Annotated in this window: 14 protein-coding genes and 1 pseudogene; 3 read left to right on the top strand and 12 right to left on the bottom strand. The window is 62.7% G+C overall.

What is annotated here, in order from left to right:
- Positions 1–68: 68 nt before the first annotated feature.
- From BLT86_RS05000 to BLT86_RS04970, 7 genes are all read right to left on the bottom strand, one after another.
- A complete protein-coding gene (locus tag BLT86_RS05000) occupies positions 69–701 on the bottom strand; it encodes a LysE family translocator (RefSeq protein WP_017677136.1) in 633 nt (210 codons plus the stop codon).
- A gap of 41 nt (positions 702–742) precedes the next feature.
- Entirely contained in the window at positions 743–1,546 is an 804-nt protein-coding gene (locus tag BLT86_RS04995) for an AraC family transcriptional regulator (protein ID WP_017677137.1), read from the bottom strand.
- A gap of 58 nt (positions 1,547–1,604) precedes the next feature.
- Entirely contained in the window at positions 1,605–2,048 is a 444-nt protein-coding gene (locus tag BLT86_RS04990) for a hotdog fold thioesterase (RefSeq protein ID WP_017677138.1), read from the bottom strand.
- Between the two features lie 54 nt (positions 2,049–2,102).
- Entirely contained in the window at positions 2,103–3,770 is a 1,668-nt protein-coding gene (locus BLT86_RS04985; RefSeq protein ID WP_017677139.1) for an AMP-binding protein, read from the bottom strand.
- A gap of 182 nt (positions 3,771–3,952) precedes the next feature.
- Complete coding sequence (gene sixA / locus BLT86_RS04980) at positions 3,953–4,411, bottom strand: phosphohistidine phosphatase SixA (protein ID WP_092375147.1); 459 nt, start codon at positions 4,409–4,411, stop codon at positions 3,953–3,955.
- Positions 4,408–4,755, bottom strand: a complete 348-nt coding sequence (locus BLT86_RS04975; protein ID WP_017677141.1) for a DUF4389 domain-containing protein — start codon at positions 4,753–4,755, stop codon at positions 4,408–4,410. The genes sixA and BLT86_RS04975 overlap by 4 nt, the downstream gene beginning before the upstream one ends.
- A 29-nt stretch (positions 4,756–4,784) precedes the next feature.
- Entirely contained in the window at positions 4,785–5,807 is a 1,023-nt protein-coding gene (locus tag BLT86_RS04970) for an NAD(P)H-dependent glycerol-3-phosphate dehydrogenase (RefSeq protein WP_017677142.1), read from the bottom strand.
- A gap of 454 nt (positions 5,808–6,261) precedes the next feature.
- Here BLT86_RS04970 and BLT86_RS04965 point away from each other — a divergent pair.
- The 3 genes and pseudogenes from BLT86_RS04965 to fabB form a co-directional block, all read left to right on the top strand.
- Positions 6,262–6,759, top strand: a pseudogene (locus BLT86_RS04965) (response regulator); the annotation flags it as partial.
- A 214-nt stretch (positions 6,760–6,973) separates the two neighbouring features.
- Positions 6,974–7,489 (top strand): 3-hydroxyacyl-[acyl-carrier-protein] dehydratase FabA, encoded by a 516-nt coding sequence (fabA, locus tag BLT86_RS04960; protein ID WP_003240795.1) that lies wholly within the window; start codon positions 6,974–6,976, stop codon positions 7,487–7,489.
- Positions 7,490–7,500: 11 nt separating this feature from the next.
- Complete coding sequence (gene fabB / locus BLT86_RS04955) at positions 7,501–8,721, top strand: beta-ketoacyl-ACP synthase I (protein ID WP_092375142.1); 1,221 nt, start codon at positions 7,501–7,503, stop codon at positions 8,719–8,721.
- Between the two features lie 93 nt (positions 8,722–8,814).
- Here fabB and BLT86_RS26545 read toward each other — a convergent pair whose 3' ends face one another.
- From BLT86_RS26545 to BLT86_RS04930, 5 genes are all read right to left on the bottom strand, one after another.
- Positions 8,815–10,440, bottom strand: coding sequence for a methyl-accepting chemotaxis protein (locus BLT86_RS26545; protein WP_092375139.1), 1,626 nt, complete (start codon positions 10,438–10,440; stop codon positions 8,815–8,817).
- A gap of 135 nt (positions 10,441–10,575) precedes the next feature.
- Positions 10,576–10,926 carry a hypothetical protein gene (locus BLT86_RS04945; protein ID WP_003240801.1) on the bottom strand — a complete coding sequence of 117 codons (351 nt, stop codon included), beginning with the start codon at positions 10,924–10,926 and terminating at the stop codon, positions 10,576–10,578.
- Between the two features lie 4 nt (positions 10,927–10,930).
- On the bottom strand, positions 10,931–11,611 hold the full coding sequence (locus tag BLT86_RS04940) for a dual specificity protein phosphatase family protein (protein WP_092375135.1): 681 nt from the start codon (positions 11,609–11,611) through the stop codon (positions 10,931–10,933).
- Positions 11,608–12,333, bottom strand: a complete 726-nt coding sequence (locus BLT86_RS04935; protein WP_012018772.1) for a phosphatase PAP2 family protein — start codon at positions 12,331–12,333, stop codon at positions 11,608–11,610. Before BLT86_RS04935 ends, BLT86_RS04940 begins: the two co-directional genes overlap by 4 nt.
- Before the next feature lie 9 nt (positions 12,334–12,342).
- A complete protein-coding gene (locus tag BLT86_RS04930) occupies positions 12,343–14,301 on the bottom strand; it encodes an LTA synthase family protein (protein WP_092375132.1) in 1,959 nt (652 codons plus the stop codon).
- Between the last annotated feature and the right edge of the window lie 52 nt (positions 14,302–14,353).

Below are 14,353 nucleotides of genomic sequence, written 5' to 3'. Positions count from 1 at the left end.
ATTCTCCGGCAGCCGACGACGCGCGGCAATGACCGTAACGGCCATTGATGGCAGCGCAATGGTCAGGGCTATAGCAGCAGACGTCCTACGATGCTGGCCGCCACCAGCAGAAATACCAGGCCGCAAACGAAGTCGATGGTCGGCGCCACCTGCAGCAGCCGCTGACGCATCAGCGGGCGGCTCAGGGTCAGCCCCAGCAGGCTGAACCAGAACAGGCTCAGGCCGAACAGCAGCGCCGCACAGGCCATCTTGCCGGGCAGCGACATATCGGCGGGTACAAGACTGCTGAGCAGTGCCAGGAAGAACACCAGCGCCTTGGGATTGCCCAGGTTGGTGAGCACGCCGCGTAACCAGGGGCCGAACAGCGAAGGCGTCAGCTCGCCATCCAGCCGCCTCGGGCCAGCACTGCCACGCCACCAGGCACGCACAGCGCCGATACCCAGCCAGCCCAGATAGAGTGCACCGCCGACCTGCACCAGATCGAACAGCCACTCGGTACGACTGAGCAGCAAGGCCACGCCGCTGAGCACCAGGGTGCCATGCAGAAGAATGCCGCAGGCCAGGCCCAACGCACTGAGCAAGCCGGCACGCTGCCCCTGATGCAAGGCGGTGCGCACCACCAGCGCTACATCCGGGCCGGGACTGATAAGGGCCACCGCGAACACGGCAGCCAGCGACAGCAAGACGGACGTCTCCTGCATGGTGATCTCCAGGAAAATGAAAAACAGGATGTGCGGGTGGGTCAGCCCTGGCGCAGGCGCGCCGGTGGCAGGCCATAGGTGCGGCGGAACAACCGCGAGAAATGCGCCTGGTCGTAGAAGCCCAGGCGCAGGGCGATCTCGCTCAGAGGCTCACCCGCCAGCACCAGCGGCAACGCCCGCTGCAAACGCAGTTGCATCAACCACTGATGCGGCGGCAAACCGGTGTGCTGGCGGAAACGCCGCAGCGCCTGCCAGGGACTCATGGCGCAAAAAGCGGCGATTTCCTCCAGCGTGGGTGGAGCGTCGAGGCGGCTCTCCAGCCAATCGCGCAGCCGCTGCCAGGTCTGCTGATCGAAGACGCGATGTGGCTCGCTGACGCGCAAGGTCGAGCCCATCTCCAGCAGGTGGGCCAGCGCCTGCCAGAGCGCCTCCTCCTGAGCCAGTCTCGAGCCGCCCAGCATCGCCGCATGAAAGCGCTGCAGGTGCTGTGACAGCAGCGGGTGACGCAAGCTGCTGGTGGTCAAGCGTGGCGCGCCCTGACGACCGTCACTCAGGGTACGACTGGCTTCATCCAGCCAGGAGGGATCGAAGGCCATTACCCGAATGCGGTAACTCTGGCCATCCAGGCAGGCGCCGTCATGAATCCCTTCCGGCGCCATCAGCAGTACGTCCCCCGCCCCGACATGCCGGCGCTCACCGCCATAGGCGTAGCGATGCTGTCCCTGTATCAACAGGCCGACGTGATATTCCAGGTGAAAGTGCCGGGGAAAGGCGAAGCGACGGTACTCGGCATCGATCAGGCGCACGCCGGGCAAGCTGCTTTGGATATGAGTGATCTGGTCCATGGCGCGTACTGTAGCGCCATGGACCAGGCAAATCTTGGATGAAATTGCAGGCAGAAACTTAAAGTTTCGGGGGCTGATCACCCAGGGGAACGATGGCCATGGTCAGGCGCGAGATACAGCTGGCCTTGCCGTCATCGCCACTGAGGCGAATGTCCCAGACGTGGGTGGTACGGCCCAGATGCACCGGCCGCGCCACCGCATGCACACGCCCGCTGCGTAAACCGCGCAGATGGTTGGCGTTGACTTCCAGGCCGACACAGTAGAAGCGGCTGCTGTCGATGCACAGGTAGCTGGCAGTGGAGCCTAGGGTTTCCGCCAACACAACCGAGGCGCCACCGTGCAGCAGCCCATAGGGCTGGTGAGTGCGCGAGTCGATCACCATGCTGGCGCTGAGCGATTCGTCGTCGAAGGCTTCGAAACGGATGTCCAGCACCTCACCGATGCTGTTTTTCAAGGTCGCGTTGAGTGCATCGATATCGGGCGTTCGTTGCCACAGTCCCATGGATACGTTCCTTGTGCGTTGAAGACAGGGCCGGTCAACCCGGCCCATTCAGGCTCAATCGTGCCAGAGCACGGCTTCGCTGCGCTGTTGCCACTCGGCGAAACGCTCGCCATAAGTGCCCTCGATCACCGCGCGTTTGATTTTCAGGGTCGGCGTCAGGAAACCGTTCTCCACTGCCCAGACCTCCTTGACCAGTACCAGGCCTTGCAGCCGCTCATGATGATCGAGACGACCATTGACCTCGGCGAGCAAGGCCTTGAGGCTGTTCTCCAGTTCATCGCGACTGTCATTGGCCGCTTCCTGACGCCCTACATCGGATAGCACGCACAGGGCTATGGGCTGCGGCAGGCCGTCGCCGACCACGCACACCTGCTCGATACGCGAGTGCTCGCCAATGCGGTTTTCGATCGGCGCAGGCGCGACATACTTGCCCTTGCTGGTCTTGAAGATTTCCTTGATGCGTCCGGTGAGGCGCAGGTTGCCTTCGGCGTCCTGCTCGCCCTTGTCGCCGGTGCGCAGGAAGCCATCGTCAGTCAGCGTCTCGGCGGTCTTGATCGGGTCCTTGTAGTAACCCTGCATGGTCGCGCCGCTGCGCACCAGGACTTCGCCATCCTCGCCGATGCGTACCTCGACGCCCGGGTTGTTCTGGCCGATCCAGCCCTGCTTGAACTTGCCCGGCAGACACACGTGGGAATAACCACAGTTCTCGGTCATGCCATAGACCTCCTGGATCTCCATGCCCAGGCGGCGATACCAGTTGAGCAGCGCCTCAGGCACCGGCGCGGCACCGGACAGCGCATAGCGAATGGCGTCCAAACCGAGGCCGGCGAGTACCTTGCGACCGATGAAGCGGCCGATGATCGGCAGTCGCAGCAGGCGGTCGAGCTTCTGCGCCGGCATCTTGCTGTACACACCCATCTGGAACTTGGTCCAGATGCGCGGCACGCCGAACATCACGGTCGGCCGCGCGCGCTTGAGATCTTCCAGAAAGGTATCCAGGCTCTCGGCAAAGAAGATCGTCTGCCCCGCATAGATGGACGCCAGCTCGACGAACATGCGCTCGGCCACGTGGCACAGCGGCAGGTAGGAGATCAGTCGATCATCCTCGCCCACGCCAAACAGCTTGATGGCGTTGCTGGCGGCGAAACCGAAATTGGAGAAATTGTGCATCACACCCTTGGGCGTGCCGGTGGTGCCTGAGGTGTAGATGATGGTGGCCAACTGGTTGGCTGCTGGCTTGGGGTCGTCCTGGATCGGCGCGCTGCGCTGCAGATCATCCCAGCTGTAGTCGAAGCTGCCCTGCGGATGCAGCGGCAGGCTGACGGTCGGCAAGCCCTGCGGCAGGCCCGGTGCCATCGAGGCCCAGTCATCGAGCTTGCCGACCAAGGCCAGGGCTGCTTCGGAATGCTCCAGCACCTGCCCCATGGAGTCGGCGGTGAGGTTGGGATACAGCGGTACCGAAACGTGGCCCGCCATCCAGATCGCCAGATCGGCGACGATCCAGTGCGCGCAGTTCTTGGAGATGATGGCGATGCGGCTGCCCTGTGGCAGTTCGCGACTACGCAACCAGCTGGCTGCGCGGCGCGCCTGCTCGCCCACGTCGGCCCAGCTCAGTTCCAGCAGCTGGCCGCCCCCTAGAGGTTGCACCATGTAGCGTTTGTTCGGGTGCCTTGCTTCACGTTCGTAAAACAGCTCGAGCGGCAAACGGATTGCATCAGCCACAGGGCTTCCTCCTTTGTTGTTTTTGTAGGAATCGACCAAGCACTTGCTTGGTTGAATATTCCACGCAGACAAAAGAGGCGCAAGTTAAGAAATGTTTCTCACCTGGAACATTTGCCCCCAAGGGGCGATAAGTCAGGCATGAGGCACCTGCGACGCCACAAGTGGCGCCACAGGGCGAAAGGTCAGCGGGGGTGGATAAGCGCCAGCAGCTCCATCAGCCCGGCGGCCGGGATATCGCCTTCCAGCTCAGCCAGACTGGCGGTGCGCATGGGCAGCGGCTCCTGGCGATGACCGTGCACCAGCAGCCCGCCCAGCGCGCCGATCAGCGGTTGATGGCTGACCAGCAGCACCTCGGCACGCTCACGCTCATCGAGATACTTCAAGGCATCACGCGGATCACTGTCCGGCGTCAGCCAGGTCACGGTGTTTATCTTGCCGGTGAACCCCAGCTCGCTGCGTACCAGCTCGGCCGTCTGCTGGGCACGCACGTAAGGGCTGGCGACGATGGCGGTCAGGGGCCGACCGGCGAGCTGAGCGGCGGCCTGCTGCACTTCCTTGCGACCATGGGCGGTCAGCTCGCGGGCAGCATCAGGGGCTGCCTGCGGCTCGGCCTCACCATGGCGCAGCAGCCATAACCTCACAGCTTGGGCTCCTCGTCGCGCACGGGGTGCGGCGCCGGCGGGATACTGTGCGCGGTCTCGCCTTCCGGCGCCCGCGGCGTCGGCCAGTCGGCGAACGGCCAGGGTTTTTCATCGGTATTGAAGGTGCCGAAACGACCGATCTGCGCCAGATACTGGCTGAGACTGTCGCCAAAGCTCAGCAGGCTGGCGTTCGGCGCGCCGTAGAACAGGCGGTAACCCAGTTGCAGCAGCACCACGGCGCCGAGCAGCAGCTCGGCCAGTTGCCAGACGATGAGGAAAATCACCATCCACAGAATGCGCAAGAGAATCGACTCGCGCTCCAACTCCTGTTTTTCATCACTCATGATTCACACTCCTTGATTGGCTGCCGGGTTCAGAAACCAGCAGTGGGGATGAAATCGACGTCGGTCTTGGGCTCACCGAGCATCAGCAATTCGATGACCTGGGCCAGCGTACGCCCCTCGAAGAGGATGGCATGCAGGCCAGCGACCAGCGGCATGTAGACGTCCAGTTCTTCGGCACGGGCCTTGAGTACCTTGAGCGTATTGACCCCTTCGGCGACTTCGCCAAGGCGCTGCACCGCGTCTTCCAGGCTGAGGCCTTCACCCAGGGCGAAGCCGACCTGATAGTTGCGACTTTTCGGTGACGAACAAGTGACGATCAGGTCGCCGACACCAGCGAGGCCGAGGAAAGTCATCGGGTTGGCGCCGAGCTTGACCGCAAAACGGGTCATTTCCGCCAGAGCGCGGGTGATCAGCATGCTTTTGGTGTTCTCACCCATGCCCAGCGCCGCCGCCATGCCGGACATGATGGCGTAGACGTTCTTCAACGCGCCGCCAAGCTCGACACCGAAACGATCGGCGCTGGCGTAGACGCGGAAGGTTCTGCCATGCAGGGCCTGCTGCACGCGCAGGCACAGTTCTTCATCTTCACTGGCGATCACCGTGGCGGTCAGGGCGTGATCGGCCACTTCCTTGGCCAGATTCGGCCCGGACAGCACGCCGATACGCGCGGCGGGGGCGATCTCTTCGAGAATCTGGCTCATCAGCTTGAAGGTCTTGGCTTCGATGCCCTTGGTGGTGCTGATCAGCATCTTGCCCGCCAACTGCGCCGCCACCGGTTGCAGGGCATCGCGCAGGGCGCTGGAAGGCAATGCGACCAGCACCAACTCGGCCTGCTGCAGCACGCCGCTCAGGTCACTGGTCGGCTCGATACCGCCATGCAGCTTGACGCCCTTCAGATAGCGCGGGTTCTCGCCGCTCTGACGCATCTGCTCGGCCTGCTCGGGGTCACGCATCCACTGCAGGACGCGCTGGCCGTTCTCCGCCAGCAGGTTGGCCAGGGCGGTACCGAAACTACCGCCACCGAGTACGGCAATGGGTTGAAGCTGTGTCATAGGTCTTCCGAATGAGGCCATGCGTGATGGCGGTCTGCGGGCATTATACGGAGCCGAGAGTACCTGGTCAGGGCAAAAGTTCAGCAATCCCCCTGCGCGGGCAGGCGCAAACGAGAATTGGCGCAGGGTGCACACGCCTGAAACTGGCAAAGCGCGACGGCTCGCTTACCATGAGCAACCAGCGTTAATTGCCAAGGACGACTCGTGCCCACAGGCTGCCCCTCGCCCCCTTCCGGTGCCGCCGAGCAGCCAGCGGCAAATCCCCGGCCAATGCCTGGCGGTAAAGCTCATGCTCAGCGCCGCGGCTGGAACATCCACACCCGCACCCAGCTGATCAGTGTCGGCCCGGCATTATTGATTGCTGACGCTGCTGCTAACCGGCTTTCTCACCTTTACTCGGCCGCAGGATCTGCGCCAGGAGCAGGGACTCGCCGGCCAATTGATCGCCAATCAACTGGCGCCGGCCACCGAATATGGTGTGATCAACGGCAAGCTCGATACCCTGGAAATCCCCCTGCCATTTCGCCCCTGCAGCACGCAGGCGCCCGACCGTGACGGTCAACCGCTGACCGGCGGCAACGGTCAGGCCGTGCTGCTGGTCGAGGACAACCCGGTCAAGCAGACCGTGACCGAAGCCATGCTGCGCAGCCTGGGCTACCCGGTCAGCCTGGCCGGCGACGGCCAGCAGGCCGTACAGAACTGCAGCCGACACGATTACGCCGCTATCCTGATGGACTGCAGGCTGCCCCTGATGGACGGTTACGAGGCGACGCGGCAGATCCGCCAGCTCCAGCAATGCCAGCAGGTACCGATCATCGCCCTGACCGCCAATGCCCTGCAGGGCGACCGCGAAGCCTGCCTGGAAGCGGGAATGAACGATTACCTGGCAAAACCATTCAAACGTGCAGATTTGCAACGCATTCTGCTGCGCTGGCTGCCAGCCCGACCATAGGCGAGTGGCGGCCGTGACAAGATGGCGTTACAAGGGGAAACTGCGGCAACTGTGACAACATGGAAGCAGCAGAGTACAACTGTACTCACTGCGCTGTGACTTTCACCACAACGCAACAGTCTATGACTAGGCTGCCGGCAGACGCCTATCCAGACGTCGCCGGCCAGGACGATTCGCCCAGCCTTAGAAGCGTGGGGACAATTGAGGAGCTCGCATGACAAGACAAAACGCCTACACCCGGGAAGATCTGCTCGCCTGCAGCCGCGGCGAACTGTTCGGCCCGGGGAACGCGCAACTGCCCGCCCCAAACATGCTGATGATCGATCGCATCGCTCACATCAGCGAAACCGGCGGCAAGTACGGCAAGGGCGAAATCGTCGCTGAGCTCGATATCAATCCGGACCTGTGGTTCTTCGGCTGCCACTTCGAGGGCGACCCGGTCATGCCGGGCTGCCTCGGTCTCGACGCCATGTGGCAGCTGGTCGGCTTCTACCTCGGCTGGCAAGGCAACCCGGGCCGCGGCCGTGCCCTGGGTAGCGGCGAAGTGAAATTCTTCGGTCAGGTACTGCCGACCGCCAAGAAGGTCACCTACAACATTCACATCAAGCGCACCATCAGCCGCTCGCTGATCCTCGGCATCGCCGATGGCACCGTAGCCGTCGACGGTCGCGAAATTTATAGCGCCGAAGGCCTGCGCGTCGGCCTGTTCACCTCCACCGACAGTTTCTGAAGGACTTGCACATGCGTCGTGTAGTGATCACCGGTCTGGGCATCGTTTCCTGCCTGGGCAATGACAAAGAAGCCGTTGCCGGCAGCCTTCGCGCGGGCAAATCAGGCATCCGTTTCAACCCCTCCTACGCCGAAATGGGCCTGCGTAGTCATGTCTCCGGTTCGGTCAACCTGAATCTGGAAGAGCTGATCGACCGCAAACTGTTCCGCTTCATGGGCGACGCTGCGGCTTACGCCTATCTGTCGATGGAACAGGCGATCAAGGACTCCGGCCTCAGCGAAGAGCAGGTTTCCAATCCGCGCACTGGCCTGATCGCCGGTTCCGGTGGCGCTTCCACCGTCAACCAGATGGAAGCCATCGATACCCTGCGCGAAAAAGGCGTCAAGCGCATCGGCCCATACCGCGTAACCCGCACCATGGGCAGCACCGTATCAGCGTGCCTGGCGACTCCGTTCAAGATCAAGGGCGTCAACTTCTCCATCTCCTCGGCCTGCGCCACCAGCGCACACTGCATCGGCCAGGCCATGGAGCAGATCCAGCTGGGCAAGCAGGACGTGGTCTTTGCCGGCGGCGGTGAAGAAGAACATTGGAGCCAGAGCTGCCTGTTCGACGCCATGGGTGCCCTCTCCACCCAGTACAACGAGACCCCGGAAAAAGCCTCGCGCGCCTACGACGCCAAGCGTGACGGTTTCGTCATCGCCGGCGGTGGCGGCATGGTCGTGGTCGAGGAGCTGGAGCACGCTCTGGCCCGCGGCGCCAAGATCTACGCGGAAATCGTCGGTTACGGCGCCACCAGCGATGGCTACGACATGGTCGCTCCGAGCGGCGAAGGCGCGATCCGCTGCATGCAGCAGGCGCTGGCCACCGTCGACACCCCGATCGACTACCTGAACACCCACGGCACCTCCACCCCGGTCGGCGACGTCGCCGAAATCCGCGGTGTACGTGAAGTGTTCGGTGACAAGGCTCCGGCCATCAGCTCGACCAAGAGCCTGTCCGGCCACAGCCTCGGTGCAGCCGGCGTGCAGGAAGCGATCTACTGCATGCTGATGATGGAAGGCAACTTCATCGCCGCCTCGGCCAACATCGACGAACTCGATCCGGAAGTCGCCGACATGCCGATCCAGCTCAGCACCGTCGAGAACGCCAAGCTCGATACCGTGATGAGCAACAGCTTCGGCTTCGGTGGCACCAATGCCACCCTGGTGCTCAAGCGCTGGGCCGGCAAGTAACTGCTGCCGCGGTAAAGAAAACGGCGCCTTCGGGCGCCGTTTTCGTTCGTGCTGCTTTCCCCTGCCGCTGGCAGGAGGGAAAATGGCCGTGCCTCAGACCTTGAAACGCGCTACCAGGTTGTTCAGGTCGATCGCCAGGCGCGACAGCTCCTGGCTAGCCGCACTGGTCTGGTTGGCACCCGCCGAACTCTGCAGCGACAGATCGCGAATATTGACCAGATTGCGATCCACTTCCCTCGCCACCTGAGCCTGCTCTTCCGACGCACTGGCAATCACCAGGTTACGCTCGTTGATCGAGGAGATCGCCTGTGTGATCAACTCCAGCGCCGCGCCCGCAGCCTGGGCCACCTCAAGGGTGGAGCGGGCGCGATTGTTGCTGCTCTGCATCGACCCGACCGCCTGATCGGTGCCGCTTTGAATGGCACCGATCATCTGCTCGATCTCCTGCGTGGATTGCTGAGTGCGATGCGCCAGCGCACGCACCTCGTCAGCCACTACAGCGAAGCCTCGTCCCGCATCACCGGCCCGCGCCGCCTCGATGGCAGCGTTGAGCGCCAACAGGTTGGTCTGCTCGGCAATGGAGCGGATCACGTCAAGCACCTTGCTGATCTCACGGACCCGCTCGGCCAACTTCTCAACCTCACCCGCGGTGCCATTTACGTCATCAGCCAGCTGACTGATCGAGCTCACGGTCTGGCGCACCTGCTCGCGCCCCTGCTGTGCGGTCACGGTAGAGGCGCGCGACGCTTCCGAGGTACTCACCGCATTACGCGCGACCTCTTCGACCGCGGCAGTCATCTCGTTGACTGCCGTAGCAGCCTGTTCGATCTCGGCGTTCTGCTGATGCAGGGCGCGAGTCGAATCTTCGGTCACCGCATGCAATTCTTCGGATGCCGATGCCAGTTGATTGGACGAGTCGGCGATGCTCTGAATGGTGTTACGCAGGCTCTGCTGCATGCTTTTCAGGGCGTTTAGCAGCCGTGCCGGCTCGTCACGGCCCTCGACGTGGATGCTCTGGGTCAGATCACCCGACGCCACTACCTCGGCAAGACGTACCGCCTCGGTCAGCGGCGCGACGATGCTACGGGTCAGCAGCAGTGCCAGGCCCACGGTAGCCAGCGCCGCCAGTGCCATCATCACCACTACCCAAGTACGCGCCGAATCGAACACCTGCCCAGCCTTGCGAGCTGCCTCCATAGCGCCCTTGCGGTTCAGCTCGGAAAGATCAGTTAGAGCACGCGCCATATCATCGGCATGTTGATTAAGCGTGCCACGGGTCACGGCAATGGCATCGTCGAAGTTACCTTGGCGAATGAAGGCAACGATCTTGCCCTGCTCCTGCAAGTAGGCCGCTTCGGCTCGGCGAAAAGCCTCGTAAAGGCTACGCTCCTCACTACCGGAGATACGCTTTTGATACGAAGAGTCAGCCGCACTCAACTCAGTACGCAGTTCATCGGCAAGGCGCAGGTTCCTCTGAAGCTCATCAGGCTCACGACTGAGCATCAGCCGCAGCGTCACGGCACGCAGACGCAGGATGTCCTGGCTGACCTCCCCCAGCGCCATCATACTTGGCAGCCAATGCTGATCGACTGCCTCGGACTGCTTGCGCATCTCGCTCATCTGCAACAGCGAAAATGAACCGAGCAGCAACACCAGCAAAGCCACCAGGCCGAAGCCCAAGGCAGCCCGTGGTGCGATAGAAAGATTACGCAGCGACATTTTTGCCACTCCCATTGCGCGCAGAAATCGAGACATCCTTCGCCGCACTTGGCAAAAGACCTTCAGAGATTGCGCTAATCCCTTCTTTCTTATCGACGCGATTCAGTCGTTCTTGATAAGGAAATAAAGAAATTTCTAACGACGCAGAGCCTTGGCCATCGCCTGGTCGACGTGGTGTCGCCATTCGTCATCACGCCACTGCTCCTCCCGACGCGCCTGCCAGTCATCGATGCGCTGCACGTCTTCGCATTGGCGGAAGCCATCCTCCCAGCCGCGGGCATACAGCGGCTCGGCCATGTAACGTGGCACGTCCTTGTCGAACTGACCGAGCGGGCCAACAGCCGAACGCCCACTGCTGCAACCGTCCTCGAAGCCGTCGACGAAGGTCGGCGGATAGTTCTCTGCCAGCATCTGCTCGCGCAGGCTCTGACACCCCAGCAAGACCAGCAACGACAGGCCACAGATCAGCAAACGCGCGACCTTCATGACTTCATACCCCCTCGATTACGCCGAGCAGCCGATCCTTTAGCGCGCACAGTGCCCATGCACTGGTGCTACAGGCGCCTGTGGCCAATGCTGAACGCAACGCCGGAATGTCGGCGTCGCGCAGGTAACGCTCGGCGTCGCCCATACGCTCTTCGCCGCCAAAACCGCCACCGCGCATTTCTGCCAATGCCTGTTCCTTGCTCCAGTTCTGGTAGATCACCCGGTACATGGCGGCAATGAGCCCCGTACGATTCTGCCCGTGCTTGCAGTGAATCAGAACGCGGCCACGGCTTTGCGCCTGGCGAATGCTGCGTAGCACTTCGATGACGTCGGCATCATCGATACGGTCGGTACGCAGCGGCAGATGCACCTGAACAACCCTGGGATCCTTCAGCCACTGCTCATCGCCGCGCTGATAGAAGTTGATCACCGTGGCGATGCCCAGGGCCTGCAGCTGTGGCAAGTCCCCGGCACTCGGCAAGGCGCTGCGATAGAGATCAGGCGTCATGCGATAGAGGTTGATGCGGCTGTCCAGCGGTTGCGCCCAGTTGACCGGACGCGCGCTCTGCCCGGGTACCGGCGCAGTGGTGGCAGCCCAGGCCATGCTCAACGGCAGCGCCAACAACGCGCCCAAAAACACCAGCGAGGCCAGCGCCAGCCGCAGGCCCTGTAGAAATCTGTTCATCGGCAGGTTTCTCCCCATTCAAGCGAGTTGCGCGATGGCTGTTCGACAGGTTGGCGATAGAGCAGCCAGCGGTAGGTCAGCACGCAGATTGTCCAATCGATCAGCAGCGTCCACAGGTTGTGCGAGAGAAAGTGCGCCCCTTGCAGCATGCGCCCCAGAGAAAACAGCGAGCCGAGCCCAAGTGCCACCACCAGCGCAATACGTGCCATCCGCGGTCTGCGGTCACGCAGGACGAAGAACAGTGCCAGCAGCGAGAACCCCGCCGAGGCATGGCCGCCCGGCCAGCAGCGGCCGGGATTGGCGGTCGGTGCGCGCTCGGCCAGCAGCGGCGTGAATTGCTCCTGGCCACCAAACTCGCTCAGGCTCCAGGGGCAGTGCATGCCGGTGAGCGTTTTCAACGGGGTGACCAGCGAAGTCGACAGCCCCAGCGCCAGCACCAGATAGCCAAGCTGTCGGCGCCATTGGCGTAGTCGCGTGGGCAGCAGGCTGAGCGCGAAGCCTGCGATAGCCAGCACACCGAGCAGGATCAGCGCCTGCTTGGCGCGGTCATGCAGGATGTCCTCGAGCCAGAAGCTGCTACGCCCGATGAAACCTTGTCCGGGTTCGTAGAACAGCCGCGCCAGGGCGAAATCCACCGGGCTGGGGTCGAACGCCAGCAGCAGCGCCATGAGCAGTACCGGTATGCCGAGCGCCAGACGAAAGTCGAAATAACGGGATGACATTTCCACTCCTTAGCGCTCACTGAGTTGCTGGCTGGATTGGCTATCTGGATGCCAGGCCATCAGATGTTTACTGAAGGCATGGCTGGCGCCCTGGTAGTAAGCGATGTCGCGACGCAGCAGCGGATCGTCGCCATCGCTGCGCGACTCATGGCTCAGCCCCAGGGCATCGTCATGGCGGCGCATGCCCCGGCGCGGGCTGAGAATCGCCAAATCCTTGCCGTCGAACAGCCCCAGGTGCTGGTAGTTGCCCAGCAGCGCACGGCCTGCTGGATGATCCGCGCGCAGCAGGTTGCGGCCGAAGAAGGTGGAGACGTAATCCAGGTTGAGCAGGCCGAGCAGCGTCGGCGCCACGTCGATCTGGCTGGCCACGTCGCGGTACTCGCCCGGCTCGATGTAGCTGGGGGCATAGATGAATAAGGGGATGTGGTAGTTGGCCACCGGCAGGTCCTCACGCCCGGCACTGCCGGCGGTATGGTCGGCGACGAAGACGAATAGCGTCTGATCGAACCAGGGCTTGCTGCGCGCCTCGGCGAGGAACTGGCCGATGGCGTAATCGGTGTACTTCACCGCCCCTTCGCGCCCGTCGCCGGAGGCAATGTCGATGCGCCCGTCCGGGTAGGTGTAGGGACGGTGGTTGGAGGTAGTCATCAGTTGCAGGAGGAACGGCTTGCCGGCGGCGTGATCGGCATCGGCCACCTTGATCGCCTGGCGATAGAGGTCCTCGTCGGCCATGCCCCAGGCATTCTGAAAGCTCATCTCGGCCTCGTCGACGCTGCTCTGGTCGACGACGCGATAACCATTGCCGCCGAAGAAGGCGTTCATGTTGTCGAAATAGCCGCGGCCGCCGTAGACGAAGACGCTGTCGTAGCCCTGAGCGCTCAGTTGCTGGCCCAGGCTGGCGTAACCGGACTCACGGCCGATGCGCTTGACGATGGAGCGCCCCGGGGTCGGCGGTACCGACAGGGTCAGCGCCTCCAGACCGCGGTCGGTGCGCGTACCCGTGGCATAGAAATTGGTGAACACCAGGCTGTGCTTGCGCAGCTCGTCCAGGTTCGGGGTCAACCCACGGGTATCGCCAAAACTGCCCAGATACTTGGCACTCAAGCTCTCGATGGTGACCAGCACCACGTTGAGCTTGCGCGCCTGGCCGGGGTTGTCGATCACCCGGCGAATGTCCTGCGGGTCACTGCCGATGAAGCGCGCATTGGGCTCGGCCACTTCGGCGCGCAACTGCTCGGCCACCGCAGCATCGGGCAAGGTGGCGTAGAACTGCTGATAGTCCAGCTCGTTGTTACGAAACGCAGCGAAGAACTGGTACGGGCCATTGCTCGCCAGCTCACGCTGGTAGGTATTGCCACCCAGGCTACGCGGCGCGTCCTGCCCCACCAGGCCGCTGCACAGCCAGACCAACAATGCCAGCATCACCAGTGCATAGACCGCACGCAGCCGTGGCAAACGTGGCGCCTGCAACGCCGCGCGCAGCGGCCGGCGCAGCGCTACGGTCAAGCCGATGGCCAAGACTGCCAACAGCGCCAGCAGCGGATAGATCGGGTAGGACTCGAGAATGTTGTCGACGACCTCTTTGGAGTACACGAGGTAGTCCACGGCAATGAAATTGAAGCGCACGCCGAACTCGTCCCAGAACAGCCATTCGGCCACCGCGGTGAAGAACATCGCGAACAGGCTGAAGGCCGCCAGGGCGATCAACAGACGCTGGTGCCAACGGCGCTGCCACAACCAGGCAGGACACAGCAGCAGGTAAAGCGCCAGCGGCGCGGCGGCGTAGACCAGGAAGCTCAGGTCATAGATCAGACCGACGCCATACAGGCCAAGCAGGTTCGCCAGGGTGACACCGGCATCGCCCAGATGCGCAATCAGCAGCACGCTACGAGTGAGGAAGAAAACCGCCAGCCAAGCCAGCAGAATGATCGACAGATAACGAAGTTGCGCGTAATGAAGCATTGGCATCGTATGATCCTTGTAGGATGAACGAGCCGCAGTCTGCGAGGCGAGCTGTGAG

Source organism: Pseudomonas sihuiensis (assembly GCF_900106015.1).
GTDB lineage: Bacteria > Pseudomonadota > Gammaproteobacteria > Pseudomonadales > Pseudomonadaceae > Aquipseudomonas > Aquipseudomonas sihuiensis.
Note: the sequence above shows the minus strand (reverse complement) of the source record. Positions and strands in the feature narration are given on the sequence as shown.

Coding starts and splice junctions, on each gene's coding strand:
- BLT86_RS04930 (WP_092375132.1), bottom strand. CDS start 14,301: ATGCCAATGCTTCATTACGCGCAACTTCGTTATCTGTCGATCATTCTG.
- fabB (WP_092375142.1), top strand. CDS start 7,501: ATGCGTCGTGTAGTGATCACCGGTCTGGGCATCGTTTCCTGCCTGGGC.
- fabA (WP_003240795.1), top strand. CDS start 6,974: ATGACAAGACAAAACGCCTACACCCGGGAAGATCTGCTCGCCTGCAGC.
- BLT86_RS04975 (WP_017677141.1), bottom strand. CDS start 4,755: ATGAGTGATGAAAAACAGGAGTTGGAGCGCGAGTCGATTCTCTTGCGC.
- BLT86_RS05000 (WP_017677136.1), bottom strand. CDS start 701: ATGCAGGAGACGTCCGTCTTGCTGTCGCTGGCTGCCGTGTTCGCGGTG.
- BLT86_RS04990 (WP_017677138.1), bottom strand. CDS start 2,048: ATGGGACTGTGGCAACGAACGCCCGATATCGATGCACTCAACGCGACC.
- BLT86_RS26545 (WP_092375139.1), bottom strand. CDS start 10,440: ATGTCGCTGCGTAATCTTTCTATCGCACCACGGGCTGCCTTGGGCTTC.
- BLT86_RS04970 (WP_017677142.1), bottom strand. CDS start 5,807: ATGACACAGCTTCAACCCATTGCCGTACTCGGTGGCGGTAGTTTCGGT.
- BLT86_RS04945 (WP_003240801.1), bottom strand. CDS start 10,926: ATGAAGGTCGCGCGTTTGCTGATCTGTGGCCTGTCGTTGCTGGTCTTG.
- BLT86_RS04940 (WP_092375135.1), bottom strand. CDS start 11,611: ATGAACAGATTTCTACAGGGCCTGCGGCTGGCGCTGGCCTCGCTGGTG.
- BLT86_RS04995 (WP_017677137.1), bottom strand. CDS start 1,546: ATGGACCAGATCACTCATATCCAAAGCAGCTTGCCCGGCGTGCGCCTG.
- BLT86_RS04935 (WP_012018772.1), bottom strand. CDS start 12,333: ATGTCATCCCGTTATTTCGACTTTCGTCTGGCGCTCGGCATACCGGTA.